Source organism: Pseudomonas sp. GD03858 (assembly GCF_029840925.1).
Taxonomy (GTDB): Bacteria; Pseudomonadota; Gammaproteobacteria; order Pseudomonadales; family Pseudomonadaceae; genus Aquipseudomonas.
The window spans coordinates 1-20,956 of the sequence record NZ_JAOCDM010000101.1; the positions used below are offsets into that span (position 1 = coordinate 1).

A 20,956-nucleotide genomic window follows, 5' to 3' on the forward strand; every position below is an offset into this window, starting at 1 on the left:
CCGCCCATCGTCCCGCGCCCGCTCCAGCTTGATGGCGATGAACTTCGACGTCGGCGTATGGCTGCCATCGCCGATGCTCTCCAGCGGCACCAGCGGATTCACTTCCGGGTAGTAGGCCGCCGCCTGGCCGGCGGGAATGTCGAACGCCAGCAGCGTGAAGCCATGTACCCGGCGCACGTGTTCATCACCCCACAGCGACACGATGTCGACCTTCTGCCCAGGCTGGAAACCCAGGCGCACAATGTCGGCCTCGTTGGCGAACAGCACGTCGCGCTGGCCGCGCACGCCACGGTAGCGGTCGTCCATGCCATAGATGGTGGTGTTGTACTGATCGTGCGAGCGCATCGACTGCATGATCAGGTCCGGCAGTTGGCCGCTGGCGCGCACACGCTCGTCGAGCAAGCTGTCGGGCAGCAGGTTGGCCTTGAAGTTGGCGCGACCGCTGGCGGTCTTCCACTGACGGCTGCCGGCGCTGTTGCCCAGGTAGAAGCCACCGGGCAGGCGCAGGCGCGCGTTGAAGTCGGCAAAGCCTGGGATGGTGTCGGCGATCAGCGCGCGGATGCGGTCGTAGTCGGCCACCAGCCAGTGCCAGTCCACCGGCCGCGTGCCCAGGGTGGCCGCGGCGATGCCGGCGACCACGGCGGGCTCCGAGCGCATCTGCCTGGACAGCGGCTTGAGCTGACCGTTGGAGGCGTGGACCATGCTGAACGAGTCTTCCACCGTCACCGCCTGCGGGCCTTCGCCCTGCTGGTCGATGTCGGTGCGACCCAGGCACGGCAGGATCAGCGCCTGCTTGCCGTGGATCAGGTGGCTGCGGTTGAGCTTGGTGCTGATATGCACGGTCAGCTCGCAGTTGCGCAGGGCCTGGGCGGTGCGTTCGGTGTCCGGGGTGGCCTGGGCGAAGTTGCCGCCCAGGCCGATGAACACCTTGGCCCGGCCTTCGAGCATGGCGTGGATCGCCTCGACGGTGTTGTGGCCGTTGTGGCGCGGCACCGGGAAGCCGAAGCGCTTCTCGAGGGCGTCGAGCAGCAACGCCGGCGGGCGTTCGTTGATGCCCATGGTACGGTCGCCTTGCACGTTGCTGTGCCCGCGCACCGGGCACAGGCCTGCGCCCGGCACGCCGAGGTTGCCGCGCAGCAGCATCAGGTTGACGATTTCCTGGATGGTCGGCACCGAGTGGCGATGCTGGGTGATGCCCATCGCCCAGCACATGATCACGCGCTTGCCCTTGCAGTACATGCGTGCCGACAACTCGATGTCGGCCAGGGTCAGGCCCGATTGCGCCTGGATCTGCTGCCACGAGGTGGCATCGACCACCGCCAGGTATTCATCCACGCCATGGCCGTGCTCGGCGATGAAGGCATGGTCGAAGATCGCCGGCTCGCCGTTGGCCTGGGCTTCGCGCTCCCACTGCAGGAGGAACTTGGCCATGCCGCGCAGCAGCGCCATGTCGCCGCCCAGGGCCGGACGGAAGAACGCGGTGTTGGTCGGCCGATCGGTGTTGGTCAGCATCTCCAGCGGGTTTTGCGGATGCTGGAAGCGCTCCAGGCCGCGCTCCTTGAGCGGATTGACGCAGACCACCTGGGCGCCGCGCTTCACGGCGTCGCGCAGCGGATCGAGCATGCGCGGGTGGTTGGTGCCGGGGTTCTGGCCCCAGACGAAGATCGCGTCGGCGTGTTCGAAGTCATCGTAGGTGACCGTGCCCTTGCCCACGCCGACGCTCTGGCCCAGTGCCACGCCGCTGGCCTCGTGGCACATGTTCGAGCAGTCGGGGAAGTTGTTGGTGCCGTAGGCGCGCACGAACAGCTGGTACAGGTACGCCGCCTCGTTGCTGGCGCGGCCGGAGGTGTAGAACTCGGCCTGGTCGGGGCTGGCCAGGGCGTTCAGGTGTCGGGCGATCAGGGCGAACGCGGATTCCCAGTCGATCGGCTGGTAGCGGTCGGTGGTCGGGTCGTAGACCATCGGTTCGGTCAGGCGACCTTGGTATTCGAGCCAGTAGTCGCTCTGTTGGAGCAGCGCGCTGACGCTGTAGCGGGCGAAGAACGCCGCGTCGACGCGGCGCTTGGTGGCTTCCCAGTTGACCGCCTTGGCGCCGTTCTCGCAGAACTTGACCATGCCGCTCTCGGGCGAGTCGCCCCAGGCACAGCCGGGGCAATCGAAGCCGCCGTTCTGGTTGGTCTTGAGCAGGGCGCGAATGTTCTTCAGGGCGTTGTCGCTACCGACCCAGGCTTTGGCCACGCTGCGCAGCGCGCCCCAGCCGCCGGCAGGGCCGGGGTAGGGTTTGTAGCGAGGGGCGGAGGCGGGGGCGTTGTCTGGCAGTTTTTCGTAGGAGGACACGGCTGTTGCTACTCCGCCGCAGGGCTGAACACACGCGGTGCGCTGTGTTTGGGCAGGTGGATGAGGTTGAGGTTGTGCTTGCGCGCCCATTGCAGGGCCAGGCCCGTGGGCGCGGAGAGGCTGACCAGGGTCTGGATGCCGGCGCGCAGGACTTTCTGGATCAGCTCCAGGCTGCAGCGGCTGGTGACGATGGCCAGGCCGCCCGTGCTGTCGATGCGCTGGCGCAGCAGGGCGCCGATCAGCTTGTCCAGGGCGTTGTGCCGACCGATGTCCTCACGGCCCAGCAGCAGCTGGCCGTCACGGTCCATGAACAGCGCCGCGTGCACCGCGCCGCAATGCTGGCCCAGCGGCTGGAAGGCATCGATGCGCTGGCGCAGGTCCTTGAGCCACTCGGCCGGTGGCAAGGGCGCGCCGGGCAACACGTTCAACTCGGGCAGTGCCTGCTCCAGGGCCTCGACGCCGCACAGGCCGCAACCGCTGGTGCCGGCCAGCTGGCGGCGCTGGTTCTTCAGGTTCCAGAAGGCGCGGCTGGAGATCTCCAGGTCGGCGTAGAGCGCCGAGCCGCTGCCGGACAGCTTCACATCGTAGATTTCATCGGTGCCGGTGACTATGCCACTGCCCACGCTGAAGCCGACGGCAAAGTCTTCCAGGTCGGTGGGGCTGACCAGCATCACTGCCTGGTTGAGGCCGTTGTAGACGATGGCCAGGGCCACTTCCTCGGCCAGCGGCGTGCTGTCGCTGGCGGCGTCGTCGAGCTGGACATAGTCGTAGGTGTTGCTGGCGGCGGGCAGGGCAAGAGGCGTGGACGCCGCGCAGACCGGGGGCTTGCTGTTCATCGGAGCGAATACCGGCGGCAGTTTGACCCCACAAGCCTAGGCCGCTGGGCAGGTGCCGTCTAATCGCTAGCATCTATGCCGTGATAGAGCGCGTCGATTGGTCGCAGTGGGGCGGTTTGCTCGATCCTGGCCTAGACTCCTGCTTCCATGGATTCACCATCGAAGGAGCGCTACATGAGCCTGTTCAGTTTCGTGAAGGAAGCCGGCGAGAAGTTGATCGACCTGCTGACGCCGGGCAACGCCAATGCCGAGGAACAGTTGAAGAAGCACGTCCAGGACGTTGGCCTGGGCAACCCGAACATCTCGGCCACTGTAGAGGGAGACAAGGTCATTCTCAAGGGTGAGGTTGCCAGCCAGGAGGAGAAGGAGAAGATCATCCTGGCCGCTGGCAACATCGCCGGCGTTGCCTCGGTGGATGACCAGATCACCGTAACCGGGCCTATCGCCCAGGCGGCACGGTTCGTCGAGGTCGAGAAAGGTGACACTTTGAGCGCCATCTCCAAGCGGGTCTATGGTGACGCCAACAAGTACAACAAGATCTTCGAAGCGAACAAGCCGATGCTCAAGCATCCGGACAAGATCTATCCGGGGCAGGTATTGCGTATTCCCGACTGAATGATCTTTATCGCTTGTTCAGGCCCTTTCGCGGGCAAGCCCGCTCCCACAGGTACGGCACCACATTCGAGGATTGTGCAGATTCTGTGGGAGCGGACTTGCCCGCGAAGAGGCCCTCACAGGCCAACCAGTAACTCCCGATAATCCTCGACCGCCGCGAACTCCTGGGTATCGCGCGGTTCGGCCCGGCTGTCCGGCTGGCGCACCGCCAACAGATGCCCCACCCCGAACCGTCGCGCGCTGCGCAGGATCGCCAGGGTGTCGTCGATGAACAGGCTGCGCGCCGGTTCGAAGCCGATATCCGCCTGCAAGGCGTCCCAGAACTGCGGGCTCTCCTTCGGGTACCCGTAGTCATGTGAGCTGATCAGCCGTTCGAAGTACGGTGCCAGTTCCACCCGCTCCAGCTTCAGCGACAGCGAATCGCGGTGCGCATTGGTGATCATCACCACGCGCTTGCCCGCCTGGCGCACTGCCGCGAGAAAGGTGTCGGCATCCGGCTTGAGGGCAATGAGATCGGCGATCTCCTGCTTCAGCTCACGGATCGGCAGGCGCAGTTCGCGGCTCCAGAAGTCCAGGCAGTACCAGTTGAGCGTGCCGGCATGGCGCTCGAACAGCGGGCGTAGCTCGAGCTCCGCCATGGCCCGGCTCACGCCATGCAGCTCGGCGTAGCGCTGGGGCAGGTGTTCCAGCCAGAAGCGGTTGTCGTAGTGCAGGTCGAGCAGGGTGCCGTCCATGTCCAGCAGGACGGTGTCGATGGCGGACCAGGGGAGAACAGGCATGGGAAACTCTCGATCAGTCGGCAAGCCACGGTATAGTAACCCGTTCACGCCAAGGAGCCGCCCCATGCGCCAGAAACCCACCGTCCTCAGCCGCGAGATCGTCGCCAGCAGCCGCCTGTTCCGCGTCGAAGCCGTGCAGTTGCGCTTTGCCAACGGCACCGAGCGCACCTATGAGCGATTGGTCGGCCGTGGCAACGGCTACGGCGCGGTGATGGTCGTGGCGATGCTCGACGCCGAGCACGCGGTGCTGGTCGAGGAATACTGCGGTGGAACCGACGAATACGAGCTGTCCCTGCCCAAGGGCCTGATCGAGCCGGGCGAGGACGTGCTGGCCGCCGCCGACCGCGAGCTCAAGGAAGAGGCCGGCTTCGGCGCGCGGCAGCTGGAACACCTGACCGAGCTGTCGCTGTCGCCGGGCTACATGAGCCAGAAGATTCAGGTGGTGCTGGCCACCGATCTGTATGAAGAGCGCCTGGAGGGCGACGAGCCCGAGCCGATGCGGGTCGACAAGGTCAACCTGCGCGAACTCTCGGCCCTGGCCATGCACCCGCAGTTCACCGAAGGCCGGGCGCTGGCGGCGCTGTACCTGGCGCGTGACCTGCTGATCCAGCGTGGGGTGCTGAGCGTATGAGCGATAAGCCGTTGATGCAGGACGTGGTGGCGCTCGCCCGCTCGGCTGGCGAGGCGATCCTGCCGTTCTGGCGCGCCGATGTGGCGGTGACCAGCAAGGCCGACGATTCGCCGGTGACCGCTGCCGACCTGGCGGCCCACCGGGTGATCGCCGAGGGCCTGCAGGCGCTGGCGCCGCAGATCCCGGTGCTGTCCGAGGAAGACTGCGAGATCCCGCTGGCCACCCGCCAAGGCTGGCAGCGCTGGTGGCTGGTCGACCCGCTGGATGGCACCAAGGAGTTCATTGCCGGGAGCGAGGAGTTCACCGTCAACATCGCGCTGATCGAGAATGGCGAGGTGGTGTTCGGCGTGGTGGTGATGCCGACCAATGGCCGCTGCTATTTCGGCGGCCGCGATCTCGGGGCCTGGCGTGTGGAGCGCGACGGTGCCGCGCAGCCGGTCCAGGTGCGCACTGCGCCGCCGCCGGGGGCGAACTTCACCGTCGTTGCCAGCCGCCGCCATTCCAGCCCGCAGCAGGAGGCCCTGCTGGCCGGCCTGAGCAGTGCGGTGGGTGAGCTGGAACTGGCCAACATCGGCAGCTCGCTGAAGTTCTGCCTGCTGGCCGAAGGCAGTGCCGACTGCTATCCGCGCCTGGCGCCGACCTCGCAGTGGGATACCGCAGCTGCTCAGGGCGTGCTGGAAGGGGCCGGGGGCGAGGTGATCGGGCTGGATGGGTTGCCGTTCCGCTATCCGGCACGGGAGTCGTTGCTCAATCCGTTTTTCCTGGCGTTGCCCAAGGCTGCCGGTTGGCGGAAGGCGTTGGTCGAGCTGGCGGGTGCGATCCGGGCTTGAGACCGTCGGCAAGGCCGCTCCTACAGGGGATCACGTTTCCCTGTAGGAGCGGCCTTGTGTCGCGAAAGGGGCGCGAAGCGCCCCCTGCTTTCATCGATGCAACACGTACTGCCCGCTGAACTTCACAGCAGGCTCGTCGCTACCCTCGTTGCTCACCACCGTCTCCAGCGTCAGCCGCGCTCGCCCGCGCCGCTGGTACATCGTCAGGAACCGCTCCCAGGTCTTCTCGTCCGGCGCCGGGCACTGTGCCACCGCCGTACCCGTGACCGGTAGCGGATAACTGATCTGCCCTTCCTGGATGACGATATGCCCGTCATCGATCCCCAGCTCGCGCAAACGCAGGTGCAGCCAGCCCCAACCCACCAGCACGGCGCCGCAGTACAGGCTGCCGCCGAACATGGTGCTCTTGTGGTTGACGTTGGGCGCCAGCGGCAGTTTCAGGCGCAGGCACCGACCTTGCCAGTCGATCACTTCCATTCCCATCTCGCGGGTCAGTGGAATGTCGCTGTGCAGTACGGATTGCAGGTACTGGCTATCGGCGCTCATTGACGGTTGTCCTCCTGGTCGTCGTGCCCAGCACCGCCGTCGAAGCTCAGGCCGTGCTTGCGCAGCTTGTCGTGCAGGGTCTTGCGCGGGATGCCGAGCGCTTCGGCAAGGCTGCGCATCGAGTTGTGCGGCTGGGTCAGCTCGGCGGCGATCAGCGAACGCTCGAACTGCTCGACCTGTTCGCTGAGGTTGCCGCTTGACGTGGGTATCTGGATGTCAGCGGCGGCGCTGGGCGCCTGGCCGTCCAGGGCCAGCTCCAGGCCCAGGGCGAAGCGTTCGGCGGCGTTCTGCAGCTCACGGACGTTGCCCGGCCAGTCGTGGCGCAGAAGCATGGCGCGCTGCGCCGGTTGCAGGCCATGGGGCGGCAGGCCGTGGCGTTCGCTGGCGGCGTCGGCGAAATGCTGGAACAGCACGAGAATGTCATCGCCACGCTCGCGCAACGCGGGGATGCGCAGCGGCGCGACATTGAGGCGGTAGTACAGGTCGGCGCGAAAGCGCCCTTGGTCGGCGGCCTGGCGCAGGTCTTCCTTGGTTGCCGCGATGATGCGGATATCCAGCGGGATCAACTGGTTGCCACCGAGTCGTTCGACCACGCGCTCCTGCAGCAGGCGCAGCAGCTTGACCTGCACGTCCAGGCTCATGCTCTCGATCTCGTCGAGGAACAGCGTGCCGCCGTTGGCGAACTCGAACTTGCCGATCCGGCGTTTCTGCGCCCCGGTGAATGCGCCGGGCTCATGGCCGAACAGTTCGCTCTCGACCACCGACTCGGCCAGGGCGCCGGCGTTGATCGCCACGAACGGGCCATCGCGGCGGCTCGACAGATCGTGCAGGGCGCGGGCCACCACCTCTTTGCCGGCGCCGGTTTCGCCCAGGATCAGCACATCGGCGCGGGTGCCGGCCAGGGCGCCGATCTGCTCGCGAAGGCGCTGCATGCCCGGTGACTGGCCGACCAGGCGCGTGGCCAACTGCTGGCGGTCGCTCAGGGCCAGGCGCAGGCTGCGGTTGTCCAGCACCAGGCGACGCAGGGCCAGGGCACGGCGCACGCTGTCGAGCAGGGCGTCGCTGGCGAAGGGTTTTTCGAGAAAATCATAGGCACCGGCGCGCATCGCCTGCACCGCCAGCGGCACATCGCCATGCCCGGTGATCAGCAGCACCGGCAGCTCGCTGTCGCGGGCGTGCAGTTGCTCCAGCAGTTGCAGGCCATCGATGCCGGGCATGCGGATATCGCTGACCACCACGCCAGGCCAGTCCTCTTCGATGCGTCCAGCCAGGCCCTGGGCGTCGGCCAGGGGCACAGCCTTGAGTCCAGCCAGGTCCAGGGTCTGGCTCAGGGCCTGGCGCAGGTGCGGGTCGTCATCGACCAGGACCACCTGGGCGCGACTGTCGATCAGTGTCTCGGTCATGCCGAGGTGTCCTCCGAAGATTGCAGGTTGGCGCCGGGCTTGGCCACGCGCAGGCGCAGGGTCAGCAACGCGCCGCCTTCCGGGTGGTTGCCCAGCAGCAGCTCGCCGCCCAGCGCATGCATCAGGCTTTCGCAGATGGCCAGCCCCAGCCCCAGGCCCTGGGTGCGGGTCTTGGTGGTGAAGAACGGTTCCTTGGCATGCTCCAGGGCCTGGCGGCTGAAACCCGGACCATTGTCGCGAATGTACAGGTAGACGCAGTCATCCTGGCGTTCGGCACTCAGCCACAGCTTGCGCGGATTGGCTTTTTCGGTGAGGGCGTCGAGGGCGTTGGCCAGCAGGTTGCCCAGCACCTGGCGCAGGCGGGTCTCGCCGGCCTGCACCCACAGCGTGGCCTCGGGCAGGTCGCGCACCAATTCCACGGCCATCGCTCGGCGCCGCTTTGCCAGCAGCGCCAGGGCATCGTCCAGTGCCGGTTGCAGGGCCACGCTTTCCGGCGCGTGCTGGTCGCGGCGGGCGAAGGCGCGCAGGTGAGTGATGATCGAGGCCATGCGCCCGGTCAGCTCGCCGATCAGCTTGAGGTTGCCGCGCACGTCCTCGGTACGCTGATGGTCGAGCAGGATCTCGGCGTTCTCGGCGTAGCTGCGGATGGCGGCCAGGGGCTGGTTCAGCTCGTGGCTGATGCTCGCCGACATGGTGCCGAGCACCGACAGCTTGCCGGCCTGGACCAGTTCGTCCTGGGCGCGCACCAATTCCTGCTGGGCGTTCTCGCGTTCGAGCACGGCGCTCTTGAGTCGCGTGTTGAGGCCTTCGAGGTCGGCGGTGCGTTCGGCCACACGCTGCTCCAGTTCCTGGCGGGCGCGAGCCTCGAAGTCGATGCGGTCGATGTAGTGGCGGCGGCGCTGCATCACCAGGCCGGCCAGGAGCATGGTCACCAGCAGCGCGCCGCCGCCGATGGCCATGACCGTCTGCACCGAGCGGTCGACCAGGGTGCGCGGAGCGAGGATGTTCACCTGCCAGCCGGTTTCCTCGATGTCGCGGGTCTGGGTGAGCCAGGCGTCGCGATTGAGGCTCAAGGGCTGCGGCGCCTGGGTCGGGTAGGGTTGGATGGCGACGATGGCCTGGCGTTCGGCCTCGGTCAGCTCGCGGGTGGCGCGAAAACGCCAATCCGGGCGCGAGGTGAGCACCACCACGCCGTTCTGGTCGGTCAGCAGCAACTGTTCCGGCGTGCGCCCCCAGAGGGTTTCGGTGTGGTCGAGGTCGACCTTGACCACCAGCACGCCGATCACCTTGTCGCGGTCGTGCACGGCGGCGGCGAAGAAGTAACCGCGCTTGGCCGAGGTGGTGCCCTGGCCGAAGAAACGCCCCAGATGGCCGTCCATCGCTTCGATGAAGTACGGGCGGAAGGAGAAGTTGCGGCCGACGAAGCTGTCCTGCTTGTCCCAGTTGGAGGCGGCCAGGGTGTTGCCGCTGACGTCCATCAGGTACATCACCTCTGCACCGGTCTGGCGGGTGATCTCCTTGAGCAGGCGATTGGCGTTGGTCACCGCCTCGAGCCTGAACGGGTCGGCCAGCACGCCGCGCAGCGCCGGCAGGTCGCCGAGGATCTGCGGTAGGGTTTCGTAGCGGTGCAGGGTGCCGAGCAGGTTGGCGACGTACAGGTCGAGGGTCTGGCGGTTCTGCGAGGCCAGTTCGTCCTGGTAGTAGCGTTCGGCCAGGTGATGCAGCGGCCACAGCAGTGGGGCCAGGCACAGCGCCAACAGGGCCAGGCTGCGCCAGCGGGGGCGGCGGGGAGGTGTGGGTCTGGCAATCATCGCGATAGGGGCGCCAATGGGGTCTGGCGCAATTATGCGACAGTTGGCGATCGAGGTGTTTGCAGGCACGCCGATCGTGTTTGCACGTCGCCTGCTTGCCAATCGTCCCGGCTGATGGCGATATACGGAAAAAAACGAGGTCCCCGCCATGCCGCTTGCCACCCTGATCCAGCGTTCCAGCCTGCCCGCCCCGTCGCTCGACGAGGCCCGGGTCCATGCCTTGCTGCGCGCGCATTACGATCTGCAGGGCGACTTGCACGTCCTGGGTAGCCAGCAGGACCTGAACTGGCGCGTCGACTGCGCTGCGGCGCGCTATGTGCTCAAGGCCTGTCACGCCAGCTACGCCGAGGTGGAGCTGCAAGCCCAGCATGCCGCGCTGGGCTATCTGCGCGAGCAGGGGCTGCCGGTGCCTGCGGTGCGCCCCGCCAGCGATGGCCAGGATCTGCTGGCGCTGGATATCGAGGGGCAGGCCCTGCGTGTGCGCCTGCTCGACTATATCGATGGCCAGCCGCTCACGCGCCTCAAGCACATGGCGCCCCGCCTGATGGCCGAGCTCGGGGCGCTCTGCGCCAAGGTCGACCAGGCCCTGGCCGGCTTCGATCATCCGGGGCTCGAGCGCACCTTGCAGTGGGATCCCCGCCACGCCCAGGCGCTGATCGCGCACCTGCTGCCGGTCCTGCAGGATCCGCGGCGCCGCGCTCAGGTCGAGCAGGTCGCAGGTTCAGCCGCCGCACGCCTGCAACCATTGATCGAGCGGCTGCCGCTGCAAGCCGTGCACCTGGACATCACCGACGACAACGTGGTCTGGGCGCGCGATGGCGAGCGCCAGTGGCAGGTGCAAGGCGTCATCGACTTCGGCGACCTGCTGCGTACCTGGCGCATTGCCGACCTGTCGGTGACCTGTGCCGCGCTGCTGCACCATGCCGAAGGCGACCCACTGCGCATCCTGCCGGCGATCAGCGCCTACCACGCCATCAACCCACTGCAGGACGCCGAGCTGCGCGCCTTGTGGCCGCTGGTGCTGAACCGCGCCGCGGTGCTGGTGCTCAGCAGCGAGCAGCAACTGGCGGTCGACCCCGGCAACCAGTACACCCGCGACAACATTGCCCATGAATGGGAGATCTTCGATACCGCCTGCGCCGTGCCCGTGGCATTGATGGCGGCGGCAATCCTGCAAGCGGCGGGCCGGGCACCGGATACCGTCGACTTTGCTGGCTGCGCCGCGCTGGTGCCGGAGCTGGCGGGGCAGCCGGTCGCGCGCGTCGATCTGGGCGTGCTCAGCCCGCACTGCGAAGCCGGCAACTGGGAACAACCGGGTTTCGACCAGCGATTGCTCGCCGCTCAGCCCGGCCCGGCCTGCAGCCTGTACGGTCAGTACCGGCTGTCGCAGACCCACATCGACCGGCCCGATGAACCGGCGACCTGCGCCCTGGGCGTGGAGCTGAACCTGCCGCCCGGTACCGCGCTGCAAGCGCCCGAGGCGGGTGTCTGGCAGCGCCTGGGCGATGGCCGTGGCTACCTGCGCACCGCGCACTGGAGCCTGTACCTCGATGGCCTGGAAGCCGCGCCAGCGAACGGCCAGGCGCTGGGCAAGGGGCAAGCGCTGGGCGCCACTTGTGGTTTCCTCAGCGTGCAACTGTGCCTGGACGGCGAGGCCCGCCCCCCTTTCTTCGCCCGTCCATCCCAGGCCGCCGCCTGGCTGGCCCTGTGCCCGTCGCCGCGCGCGCTGCTGGGCCTGGACTGCGACGCCGAGCCGCTGGTCGACCCACAGGCCCTGCTGGCCCGCCGCGATGCCAGCTTCGCCCGTTCGCAGAAGCACTACTACGCGCAGCCGCCGCACATCGAACGCGGCTGGCGCAACTACCTGATCGACATGCAGGGCCGTTCGTACCTGGACATGCTCAACAACGTCGCGGTGCTCGGCCACGGCCATCCGCGCATGGTCGCCGAGTCGGCGCGCCAGTGGTCGCTGGTCAACACCAACTCGCGCTTCCACTACGCGGCCATCGCCGAGTTCTCCGAGCGCCTGCTGGACGTGGCCCCGGCAGGCTTCGACCGGGTGTTCCTGGTCAACAGCGGCACCGAGGCCAATGACCTGGCGATCCGCCTGGCCTGGGCCTACAGTGGCGGACGCGATCTGCTCAGCGTGCTCGAGGCCTACCATGGCTGGTCGGTGGCCACCGATGCGATCTCCACTTCGATCGCCGACAACCCCCAGGCCCTGGAGACCCGACCGGACTGGGTACACCCGGTGGAGGCACCGAACACCTTCCGTGGTCGCTTCCGGGGTGCCGACAGCGCCGCCGACTACCTGCGCGATGTCGATGCCAAGCTGGCCGACCTCGATGCCCGTGGCCGCCAACTGGCGGGCATGATCTGCGAGCCGGTGTACGGTAACGCCGGTGGCATCTCGCTGCCGCCGGGCTACCTGCGCGAGGCCTACGCCAAGGTGCGCCAGCGTGGCGGGGTGTGCATCGCCGATGAGGTGCAGGTTGGCTACGGACGCCTGGGCGAGTACTTCTGGGGCTTCGAGGAGCAGGGCGTGGTGCCGGACATCATCACCATGGCCAAAGGCATGGGCAACGGCCAGCCGTTGGGCGCGGTGATCACCCGCCGCGAAATCGCCGAGGCGCTGGAGGCCGAGGGCTACTTCTTCTCCTCGGCCGGTGGCAGCCCGGTCAGTTGCCGGATCGGCATCGCGGTGCTGGACGTGATGCGTGACGAGGGGCTGTGGGACAACGCGCGGGACGTGGGGCGCCATTTCAAGGCGCGTCTGCAGGCGCTGGTCGATAAACATCCGCTTGCCGGCGCCGCCCATGGTTCCGGGTTCTACCTGGGGCTGGAACTGGTGCGCGATCGCCAGACGCTGGAACCGGCGACCGAGGAGACCATGATCCTGTGCGATCGCCTGCGCGACCTGGGGATCTTCATGCAGCCGACCGGCGACTACCTGAACATTCTCAAGATCAAGCCGCCGATGTGCACCACGCGGGCGAGCGTGGACTACTTTGTCGACAGCGTGGAGCGGATTCTGGGTGAGGGCTTGTGAAATCGATTCTTATCGATTTTCAATGGCGCCTTATGCAGAAACGGTCTCGTCGCCTGCTTTTAAAGTCGATATTTATCGGATATAAGTGTTCGTCATAAAGCAGCCGGGACCGCTTTGCGGTCCTTTCGCGACGCAAGGCCGCTCCTACAGGGATAGCGTTCGACCTGTGGGAGCGGCCTTGCGTAGCGGGCCCCTCCCTTCGAAACTTGTTCTAGAGGTCATCGATGAAAACGCTCAACTCGACCCCCCGCGCCGACGGTTTCCACATGCCCGCCGAGTGGGCCCCGCAGACCCAGGTATGGATGGTCTGGCCCGAGCGCCCGGACAACTGGCGCCTGGGCGGCAAGCCGGCGCAGGCCGCGCACGTGACCCTGGCCAAGGCTATCGCCCGCTTCGAGCCGGTGACCGTGGCGGTGTCCGCCGGCCAGTACGAGAACGCCCGTCGCCAGCTCGACCTGCCGAACGTCCGCGTGGTCGAGATCAGCAACGACGACGCCTGGGTACGTGACACCGGTCCGACCTTCGTCATCAACGACCACGGCGAGGTACGGGGCGTGGACTGGGGCTTCAACGCCTGGGGCGGCTTCGACGGCGGCCTGTACGCACCGTGGAACCGCGACGAGGAGCTGGCCGCGAAGGTCATGGAGATGGAGCGCGTGCAGCGCTACCACACCGAAGGCTTCGTGCTCGAGGGTGGTTCGATCCATGTCGACGGCGAAGGCACCCTGATCACCACCGAAGAGTGCCTGCTCAACCGCAACCGCAACCCGCACCTGAACCGCGAGCAGATCGAAGAGATCCTGCGCGAGCACCTGGCGGTCGAGACCATCGTCTGGCTGCCGGACGGCCTGTACAACGACGAGACCGACGGTCACGTCGACAACTTCTGCTGTTACGTCAGCCCCGGTGAAGTGTTACTGGCCTGGACCGATGATCCCCAGGACCCCAACTACGCGCGCTGCCATGCCGCATACGAGGTGCTGAAAAACACCCGCGACGCCAAGGGCCGTGAGTTCGTGGTGCACAAGATGCCGATCCCCGGCCCGTTGTTCGCCACCGAAGCGGAGTGCGCCGGCGTCGATCACGTGGCCGGCAGCCAGGAGCGCGACCCGTCGGTGCGCCTGGCCGGCTCCTACGTGAACTTCCTGATCGTCAATGGCGGGATCATCGCCCCGAGCTTCGACGACCCTGCCGATGCCCAGGCCAGAGCGATTCTGGCCAAGGTCTTCCCGGACCATGAGGTGGTGATGATCCCAGGCCGCGAGCTGTTGCTTGGCGGTGGCAACATCCACTGCCTGACCCAGCAGCAGCCGGCGCCGGTCAAGCGCTGATCCGCCAGCCACCGAAAAGGCCCGTCGCATGACGGGCCTTTTTGTTTGCGGGCGACGGTCGGTGGGGCGCAATGGCACAGCTCTTGTATTGATTTTTCATTGTGTTTCAGAGGGATAGCTTTACGCCGTTCTGTAACAAACCTTACGTAAGTTAGCCGCTCACGGGCCCAGGGAGTACGTGTTGAAATGAATGCAGCAAGTGAGTCGGCTTTGCCCCCATCGGCGGTGAATCACGAATCGCTGAAGGTCTTGGCGCAGTGGTTGAAGCACCATGGAAGCAACCGGGTCAGGAAGACCGACCCACGCCGTCTGCTGGACGGGCGATACCCTCAGGGGCTGATCAGCGATGCCGAGTTGGAAGCTCTGCTGGCTGTCTGGCACTGATCGGGAAGGATCCCGTCGCAACGAAGAACGCCACCGCTTTTGCGGTGGCGTTTTCGTCTGGCGCTCATGACTCGTTGACCTGGCCGGTCTGCGCAGGGGCAACTGCCTTGCTCGAATGGCCCTATCCAAGGCTTTCCTCGTCCTCCTCGGGCAACCCCTGGTCGACCTGCAACCACGGCAACCGGCTGCCCATCCAGATATGCCGATTGGCCGGCACCTGCTCCGGGTGATCCAGCGTCGCCACGGTCACATCGATCGTTTCAGGACTCTGCGCGGTCACCAGCGCCACATGCGCGCCGCAATTGCCGCAGAAATAGCGGCTGCAGGTATCCGGCGCCATGTAGCGCTGAGGCGACCCCGCCAGCCACTGAAAACCCTCCAGGGGCAGGGTGACCCAGGTCACCAGCGTGCCGCCGCTGACCCGCCTGCAGATCGAGCAATGGCAGTGCGCGACATCGCCCAGGTCGCCCTGCAGCCTGTACCGTAGAGCGCCGCAATGGCACCCACCCTCGACAACTTCCGACATCGACACGACCTCCCGTCGCCTGATCCAGGGCGAAAGCTGGCTGAAAGCTTGCCCACATAGGATAGCGCCACCACCGGCAGCAGACCGGTCAGCCAGGGTACGCGGAATTTTTCGTGCCCGGCCCAATCAACAACAACAATGGTGATTCCCGATGTTTTCCTGTGCCCGCCTTCCCGCCGTACCTCCGCGCCTACTCCCCGCGCAGCGCCTGACGCGCTGATCCGCCCGAATCGTCCTTCCTTTCGCCGCGCCACGCCTGGAGTACCGCCATGCTGACCTTCCTCGGCTTCGCCATGGTCATCACCTTCATGTACCTGATCATGACCAAGCGCCTGTCGGCCTTGATCGCCTTGATCCTGGTACCGATCCTGTTCGCCCTGTTCGGGGGCTTCTACAGCGACATCGGCCCGATGATGCTGCAAGGCATCAGCAAGCTCGCGCCCACCGGCGTGATGCTGATGTTCGCCATTCTCTACTTCGCCCTGATGATCGACTCCGGCCTGTTCGACCCGGCCGTGCGCAAGATCCTCAAGCTGGTCAAGGGCGACCCGCTGAAAGTCTCGGTCGGCACCGCGGTGCTGGCCCTGGTGGTGTCCCTCGACGGTGACGGCGCCACCACCTACATGATCTGCTGCGCCGCCATGCTGCCGCTGTACAGCCGCCTGGGCATGAGCCCACGGATCATGGCCGGGCTGATCATTCTCGCCGGCGGGGTGATGAACATGACCCCCTGGGGCGGGCCCACCGCCCGTGCCGCCAGCGCCCTGCACGTCGATCCGTCGGACATCTTCGTGCCGATGATCCCGGCCATGGCCTTCGGCGTGGCGGCGATCCTGGCGATCGCCTACTGGTACGGCAAGCGCGAGCGTGCCCGCCTGGGCGAGCTGCACCTGCCGACCGACGACATCGACCACAGCGAGATCAGTGTCTCGCAGTTCCCCGAAGCCCGTCGGCCCAAGCTGATCTGGTTCAACGGCGCGCTGACCGCCGCGCTGATGGTCGCCCTCATCGCCGGCGCGCTGCCGCTGCCGGTGCTGTTCATGATCGCCTTCAGCATCGCCATGATCGTCAACTACCCATGCCTGCAACAGCAGAAGGACCGCATCGCCGCCCACGCCTCCAGCGTGCTGGCCGTGAGCGGGCTGATCTTCGCCGCCGGCATTTTCACCGGCATCCTGTCGGGCACCGGCATGGTCGATGCCATGTCCAAGAGTCTGCTGGCGGTGATTCCGGAGGCGTTCGGCCCGTACATGGCGGTGATCACCGCGATCGTCAGCATGCCGTTCACCTTCTTCATGTCCAACGACGCCTTCTACTACGGCGTGCTGCCGGTGCTGTCGGAGTTCGCCAGCCACTACGGCGTCACCCCGGTGGAGATGGCCCGCGCGTCGATCGTCGGGCAACCGGTACACCTGCTCAGCCCGCTGGTACCCTCCACCTACCTGCTGGTGGCCCTGGCCGGCATCGAGTTCGGCGACCACCAGCGCTTCACCCTCAAGTGGGCAGTGCTGGTGTGCCTGTGCATAATGTTCGGCGCGCTGGCCCTGGGGACTTTCCCGCTGTTCAGCAGTCTGTAATACAAGCGCATCATCCAACCGCAAAGCGCCCGTCATTTGGGCGCTTTGCCTTTACTGCTCGAAGGAATACACATGGAATGGCTGACCAGCCCGGAAATCTGGGTTGCCTTTTTCACCCTCACGGCCCTTGAGATCGTGCTCGGGATCGACAACATCATCATGATCTCGATCCTGGTCAGCCGCATGCCCAAGCACCTGCAGCCGCGCACGCGGATCTTCGGCCTGGCCCTGGCGATGGTCACGCGGATCCTGCTGCTGCTGTCGATCACCTGGGTCATGCGCCTGACCGACGACCTGTTCCACGTGTTCGGCCAGGGCATTTCCGGTCGCGACCTGATCCTGTTCTTCGGCGGCCTGTTCCTGCTGTGGAAAAGCTCGCAAGAGATCTACCACGGCCTGGAAGGCGAGGACGAAAGCCCGGACGAGCCCAAGGGCGCGGGCGGCAAGTTCTTCTACACCATCATCCAGATCGCCATCATCGACATCGTGTTCTCGCTGGACTCGGTGATCACCGCGGTGGGCATGGTTTCCCACGTGCCGGTGATGATCGCCGCGATCATCGTCGCGGTGCTGGTGATGATGCTCTGCGCCGGCACCATCAGCGACTTCATCGACAAGCACCCGTCGCTGAAGATGCTTGCGCTGTCGTTCCTGATCGTCGTCGGTACCGTGCTGATCGCCGAATCCCTGGACGTGCATGTGCCCAAGGGCTACGTCTACTTCGCCATGGCCTTCTCGCTGGCGGTGGAGGCGATCAACATCCGCATGCGCACTGCGGCGGCGCGCAAGAAGGGTGAAGAGCCTGACGCGGTGAAACTGCGCAAGGACATTCCGGGTCAGTAAGATCAGGAGCGCGGTACAAAAGGGCCCTTCGGGGCCCTTTTTCGCATCCACGCCCCCTGTAGGAGCGGCCTTGTGTCGCGATAGGGGCGCGCAGCGGCCCCAGGATCTTGGCATCATGCAAGATTGTCGGGACCGCTCTGCGGTCCTTTCCGGCCGGTCCGGCGCCCCGGCAAGGCCGCTCCTACAGGCCACCCGTGTTTCAAATAGATTTCAGTCATGCCAAGCTGGCGACTGCCGTGCAAAACAACTAAAGCTTCAGTGAGCACTGAAAAAACCAGCCCACCCCCGGGCCAGGCTCACCGCACCACCCATTGGCCCCGCCCAGGGGCATAGAAGAACAGGGGGCCCGACCATGCTGACTCTGCTCAACCTGCTCTCCGCCGTGGCGTTGCTGGTGTGGGGCACCCATATCGTGCGTACCGGCATCCTGCGGGTCTATGGCTCCAATCTGCGCCGGCTGCTTGGCCAGAACATGGACAAGCGCCCGCTGGCGTTCATCGCCGGGATCCTGGTCACCGCCATGGTGCAAAGCAGCAACGCCACCGCCATGCTGGTCACCTCGTTCGTCGGCCAGGGCCTGATGGCCATGACCCCGGCCCTGGCGATCATGCTCGGCGCCGACGTCGGCACCGCGCTGATGGCGCGGGTGCTGACCTTCGACCTGTCCTGGCTGTCGCCGCTGCTGATCTTCCTCGGGGTGATCTTCTTTCTCTCGCGCAAGCAGACCCGCGCCGGCCAAATGGGCCGGGTGGGCATCGGCCTGGGCCTGATCATCCTGGCCTTGCAGCTGATCGTGCACGCCGCCGCGCCGATCACCCACGCCCAGGGCGTGAAAGTGCTGTTCGCCTCGCTGACCGGCGACATCCTGCTCGATGCCCTGGTCGGCGCGCTGTTCGCGATGATTTCCTACTCGAGCCTGGCCGCCGTGCTGCTCACCGCGACCCTGGCCGGTGCCGAGGTGATCAGCCTGCCGGTGGCCATCGGCCTGGTGATCGGTGCCAACATCGGCAGTGGCTTGCTCGCCTTCCTCACCACCAGCTTGCAGAACAGCGCCGGGCGCCGGGTGGCGCTGGGCAGCCTGCTGTACAAGATGATCGGCCTGGTGCTGATCATCCCGGTGCTGCACCCGTTGGTGGACTGGATGGACAGCCTGACCTTCAGCCCCCAGGAGCTGGTGATTGGCTTTCATCTGCTCTACAACAGCGTGCGCTGCCTGCTCATGCTGCCCACGGTCAAGCCCATGGGCCGGCTGTGCAGTTACCTGCTGCCCGACCGCGACAACGGCAATGGCCACACCCAGCCGCGCCATCTGGACCCGACCGCGCTGACCACCCCCAGCCTGGCGCTGGCCAACGCCGTGCGCGAGACCCTGCGCCTGGGCGATATCGTCGACAGCCTGCTCGAGGCCATGCTCGCCGCGTTGCGCGGCACCCAGCCGGCGATGCCGCAGCAGGTGCGGGCGCTCGGCGAGGATGCCGAAGCCTTGTACAACGCCATCAAGCTGTACCTGGCGCAGATGCCGCGCGAAGACCTTGGCGAGCAGGACAACCGACGCTGGGCCGAGATCATCGAGCTGGCGATCAACCTCAAGCTGGCCAGCGACCTGATCGAGCGCATGCTGCGCAAGGTGCAGCAGCAGAAGACCTCGCAACGCCGGGAGTTCTCGCAGACCGGCCTGGAAGAACTGACCGGCCTGCAGGAGCAGTTGCTGGCCAACCTGCGTCTGGGCCTGTCGGTATTTCTCAGCGCCGACCCTGAGAGCGCGCGCCAGCTGCTGCGCGAGAAACGCCGCTTCCGCGCCCAGGAACGGCGCCTGGCCCACGCCCATGTCAGCCGCCTGCAACGTAAAGTGGTGCAGAGTATCGAGACCAGTTCGCTACACTTGGAGCTCATTGCCGACATGAAGCGGTTGAACTCTTTGTTCTGCAGCAGTGCCTATGTGGTACTGGGCGGCACCGACACCGGCGGGCTGATGCTCGACAGCGTGCCGGACGAAGCCCGCCAACCCTGAGCCCACGCACCCGGAGACCGAAGCTCGCCCATGCGTTGCCTGATGTTCGTTTGCCTGCTGATCTGCAGCCTGCCCACCTTGGCCCTCGACCGCTCGCGGGTGGAGGGGTACCTGTTGCCCAACGGCCTGCAGGTGATCCTCAAGTCCGGCTACGAGCGCGACCATGTGTCGATCCGCCTGGTGGTCGGGGTCGGTCTCGACGATTTCGACTGCGACCAGCGCGAGCTGCCGCACCTGCTCGAACACCTGCTGTTCAGTGGTATCGACGACACCGGCGAGGGTGGCCTGGAAGAGCGCATGCAGGCCCTCGGCGGCGAGTGGAACGCCTACACCAGCGGCGCCGACACCACCTTCGTCATCGAGGCCCCGGCCCGTAACCAGCGCAAGGTGCTCGACCTGCTGCTGGCGATCATCCGCGACACGCGTATCGACGCCAAGGCGCTGGCCACCGCCAAGGCCATCATCGAGCGCGAGGATGGCGGCCACTACGGTCGCCTGCAGCGCTGGCTCGACCGCCAGGACATCGGCCACCCGGCCAGCGACCAGCTGGCCAGCGAACTGGGCCTCAAGTGCCCGGAGCGCTCCAACCTCGACGACATGACCCTGGAGCAGGTGCAGCACCTGCGCGAGCACTGGTACGCCGCCAACAACATGTCGCTGATCGTCGTCGGCGGCCTGGACCGCCTGCTGCCGGCCTACCTGGAACGCACCTTCGGCGAGCTGCCCGCCACCGAGCCGCAGGAGCGCCGCAACCTCGAGAGCATCAGCCAGCAGGCCGAGCAGCGTCGCGACCTGACCCACGGCTGGCTGGGCGACAACGTCAAGCTGCACTGGCTGTTCATCGAGCCGACACTGGAGGAGGGCCACGACCAGACCCTGGAGCTGCTGTCGCGCTACCTGGACTGGGCGCTTTACGATCAGCTGCGCCTGCGTCATGGGCTGTCCTATGGCCCGTCGGTGCAACGGGAAAGTTTCGGCGACAGTGGCCTGCTCAGCCTCAATGCCGATCTGGAGCGCCAGGACGTCGACGAGGCGCTGAAAGTCCTAGGGCAACTGTTCGAGCACCTGCGCAAGCACGGCCTGGACCCGGACACCTTCGCCCGCGTCAAGGAGGCGGCGATCGCTCGCGAGAGCTGGACTACCCAGGGCAACGCGGCACTGGCGGACTACTACTGGGGGGCGCTCAACGCCTACGAGGACGGGCGTTTCAGCGATCCGGTCCGGCAGCTGCGGCAGGTCAGCCTCAAGCAGGCCGACGCCGCGTTGCGCGAACTGCTCAAGGAACCTGGGTACCTGCGCATCGAGCAGCCGTTGCTCGGCTATGACGAGTTGTACGGGCTGCTGGCGCTGGTGCTGGGGCTGATCCTCGCCGCGGGGCTGATCCGCCGTCGCCGGGTGATGGCCAAACGCCCCAGTGGTGCTACACGGGAGCCGTGATTCGGCGGTA

The 20,956-nt window shown here is 66.4% G+C and carries 17 protein-coding genes; 10 read left to right on the plus strand and 7 right to left on the minus strand.

All coding sequences use genetic code 11. The features are described 5' to 3' along the window. On the minus strand, positions 1-2,337 hold a 2,337-nt coding region (locus N5D48_RS20820; protein ID WP_279887648.1), incomplete at its 3' end, for an FdhF/YdeP family oxidoreductase. A gap of 8 nt (positions 2,338-2,345) precedes the next feature. Beyond that, complete coding sequence (gene fdhD / locus N5D48_RS20825; protein WP_279887649.1) at positions 2,346-3,173, minus strand: formate dehydrogenase accessory sulfurtransferase FdhD; 828 nt, start codon at positions 3,171-3,173, stop codon at positions 2,346-2,348. A 174-nt stretch (positions 3,174-3,347) separates the two neighbouring features. Here fdhD and lysM point away from each other — a divergent pair, with 174 nt between their 5' ends. Next, positions 3,348-3,788 (plus strand): peptidoglycan-binding protein LysM, encoded by a 441-nt coding sequence (gene lysM, locus N5D48_RS20830; protein ID WP_186731827.1) that lies wholly within the window; start codon positions 3,348-3,350, stop codon positions 3,786-3,788. 116 nt (positions 3,789-3,904) lie between these two features. Here the strand turns inward: lysM and yrfG are convergent, their stop codons facing one another. Next, entirely contained in the window at positions 3,905-4,567 is a 663-nt protein-coding gene (yrfG, locus tag N5D48_RS20835; RefSeq protein WP_279887650.1) for a GMP/IMP nucleotidase, read from the minus strand. Between the two features lie 64 nt (positions 4,568-4,631). Here yrfG and nudE point away from each other — a divergent pair, with 64 nt between their 5' ends. Beyond that, positions 4,632-5,198 (plus strand): ADP compounds hydrolase NudE, encoded by a 567-nt coding sequence (gene nudE / locus N5D48_RS20840; protein WP_279887651.1) that lies wholly within the window; start codon positions 4,632-4,634, stop codon positions 5,196-5,198. Further along, positions 5,195-6,028, plus strand: a complete 834-nt coding sequence (gene cysQ / locus N5D48_RS20845) for a 3'(2'),5'-bisphosphate nucleotidase CysQ (protein WP_279887652.1) — start codon at positions 5,195-5,197, stop codon at positions 6,026-6,028. Before nudE ends, cysQ begins: the two co-directional genes overlap by 4 nt. 90 nt (positions 6,029-6,118) lie before the next feature. On the opposite strand, the gene N5D48_RS20850 is transcribed toward cysQ, so the two are convergent. Genes N5D48_RS20850 through N5D48_RS20860 form a run of 3 tightly spaced genes read right to left on the minus strand, consistent with a single transcriptional unit; the run spans position 6,119 to position 9,788 of the window. Next, positions 6,119-6,574, minus strand: coding sequence for a YiiD C-terminal domain-containing protein (locus tag N5D48_RS20850; protein WP_279887653.1), 456 nt, complete (start codon positions 6,572-6,574; stop codon positions 6,119-6,121). Further along, complete coding sequence (locus tag N5D48_RS20855; RefSeq protein WP_279887654.1) at positions 6,571-7,977, minus strand: sigma-54 dependent transcriptional regulator; 1,407 nt, start codon at positions 7,975-7,977, stop codon at positions 6,571-6,573. The genes N5D48_RS20850 and N5D48_RS20855 overlap by 4 nt, the downstream gene beginning before the upstream one ends. Beyond that, a complete protein-coding gene (locus tag N5D48_RS20860; RefSeq protein ID WP_279887655.1) occupies positions 7,974-9,788 on the minus strand; it encodes an ATP-binding protein in 1,815 nt (604 codons plus the stop codon). Before N5D48_RS20860 ends, N5D48_RS20855 begins: the two co-directional genes overlap by 4 nt. Positions 9,789-9,936: 148 nt before the next feature. Here N5D48_RS20860 and N5D48_RS20865 point away from each other — a divergent pair, with 148 nt between their 5' ends. The 3 genes from N5D48_RS20865 to N5D48_RS20875 all read left to right on the plus strand — a co-directional run bounded on the left by N5D48_RS20865 (position 9,937) and on the right by N5D48_RS20875 (position 14,552). After that, a complete protein-coding gene (locus N5D48_RS20865) occupies positions 9,937-12,837 on the plus strand; it encodes an aminotransferase (protein ID WP_279887656.1) in 2,901 nt (966 codons plus the stop codon). A 224-nt stretch (positions 12,838-13,061) separates the two neighbouring features. Beyond that, on the plus strand, positions 13,062-14,168 hold the full coding sequence (gene aguA, locus N5D48_RS20870; RefSeq protein WP_279887657.1) for an agmatine deiminase: 1,107 nt from the start codon (positions 13,062-13,064) through the stop codon (positions 14,166-14,168). Positions 14,169-14,354: 186 nt separating this feature from the next. Next, positions 14,355-14,552, plus strand: a complete 198-nt coding sequence (locus tag N5D48_RS20875) for a hypothetical protein (RefSeq protein ID WP_279805622.1) — start codon at positions 14,355-14,357, stop codon at positions 14,550-14,552. A gap of 121 nt (positions 14,553-14,673) precedes the next feature. Here the strand turns inward: N5D48_RS20875 and N5D48_RS20880 are convergent, their stop codons facing one another. Then, positions 14,674-15,078, minus strand: coding sequence for a GFA family protein (locus tag N5D48_RS20880; protein ID WP_279887658.1), 405 nt, complete (start codon positions 15,076-15,078; stop codon positions 14,674-14,676). Between the two features lie 269 nt (positions 15,079-15,347). On the opposite strand from N5D48_RS20880, the gene N5D48_RS20885 reads away from it, so the two are divergent. From N5D48_RS20885 to N5D48_RS20900, 4 genes are all read left to right on the plus strand, one after another. Next, complete coding sequence (locus N5D48_RS20885) at positions 15,348-16,655, plus strand: CitMHS family transporter (protein ID WP_279887659.1); 1,308 nt, start codon at positions 15,348-15,350, stop codon at positions 16,653-16,655. 72 nt (positions 16,656-16,727) lie between these two features. Further along, a complete protein-coding gene (locus N5D48_RS20890; RefSeq protein WP_279887660.1) occupies positions 16,728-17,498 on the plus strand; it encodes a TerC family protein in 771 nt (256 codons plus the stop codon). Between the two features lie 352 nt (positions 17,499-17,850). Next, a complete protein-coding gene (locus N5D48_RS20895) occupies positions 17,851-19,509 on the plus strand; it encodes a Na/Pi cotransporter family protein (protein ID WP_279887661.1) in 1,659 nt (552 codons plus the stop codon). A gap of 30 nt (positions 19,510-19,539) precedes the next feature. Further along, the gene (locus N5D48_RS20900; RefSeq protein ID WP_279887662.1) at positions 19,540-20,946 is read left to right on the plus strand and encodes a pitrilysin family protein; all 1,407 of its coding nucleotides are present in this window, start codon (positions 19,540-19,542) and stop codon (positions 20,944-20,946) included. The last annotated feature ends 10 nt before the right edge of the window (positions 20,947-20,956 follow it).

Coding starts and splice junctions, on each gene's coding strand:
- fdhD (WP_279887649.1), bottom strand. CDS start 3,173: ATGAACAGCAAGCCCCCGGTCTGCGCGGCGTCCACGCCTCTTGCCCTG.
- lysM (WP_186731827.1), top strand. CDS start 3,348: ATGAGCCTGTTCAGTTTCGTGAAGGAAGCCGGCGAGAAGTTGATCGAC.
- yrfG (WP_279887650.1), bottom strand. CDS start 4,567: ATGCCTGTTCTCCCCTGGTCCGCCATCGACACCGTCCTGCTGGACATG.
- nudE (WP_279887651.1), top strand. CDS start 4,632: ATGCGCCAGAAACCCACCGTCCTCAGCCGCGAGATCGTCGCCAGCAGC.
- cysQ (WP_279887652.1), top strand. CDS start 5,195: ATGAGCGATAAGCCGTTGATGCAGGACGTGGTGGCGCTCGCCCGCTCG.
- N5D48_RS20850 (WP_279887653.1), bottom strand. CDS start 6,574: ATGAGCGCCGATAGCCAGTACCTGCAATCCGTACTGCACAGCGACATT.
- N5D48_RS20855 (WP_279887654.1), bottom strand. CDS start 7,977: ATGACCGAGACACTGATCGACAGTCGCGCCCAGGTGGTCCTGGTCGAT.
- N5D48_RS20860 (WP_279887655.1), bottom strand. CDS start 9,788: ATGATTGCCAGACCCACACCTCCCCGCCGCCCCCGCTGGCGCAGCCTG.
- N5D48_RS20865 (WP_279887656.1), top strand. CDS start 9,937: ATGCCGCTTGCCACCCTGATCCAGCGTTCCAGCCTGCCCGCCCCGTCG.
- aguA (WP_279887657.1), top strand. CDS start 13,062: ATGAAAACGCTCAACTCGACCCCCCGCGCCGACGGTTTCCACATGCCC.
- N5D48_RS20875 (WP_279805622.1), top strand. CDS start 14,355: ATGAATGCAGCAAGTGAGTCGGCTTTGCCCCCATCGGCGGTGAATCAC.
- N5D48_RS20880 (WP_279887658.1), bottom strand. CDS start 15,078: ATGTCGGAAGTTGTCGAGGGTGGGTGCCATTGCGGCGCTCTACGGTAC.
- N5D48_RS20885 (WP_279887659.1), top strand. CDS start 15,348: ATGCTGACCTTCCTCGGCTTCGCCATGGTCATCACCTTCATGTACCTG.
- N5D48_RS20890 (WP_279887660.1), top strand. CDS start 16,728: ATGGAATGGCTGACCAGCCCGGAAATCTGGGTTGCCTTTTTCACCCTC.
- N5D48_RS20895 (WP_279887661.1), top strand. CDS start 17,851: ATGCTGACTCTGCTCAACCTGCTCTCCGCCGTGGCGTTGCTGGTGTGG.
- N5D48_RS20900 (WP_279887662.1), top strand. CDS start 19,540: ATGCGTTGCCTGATGTTCGTTTGCCTGCTGATCTGCAGCCTGCCCACC.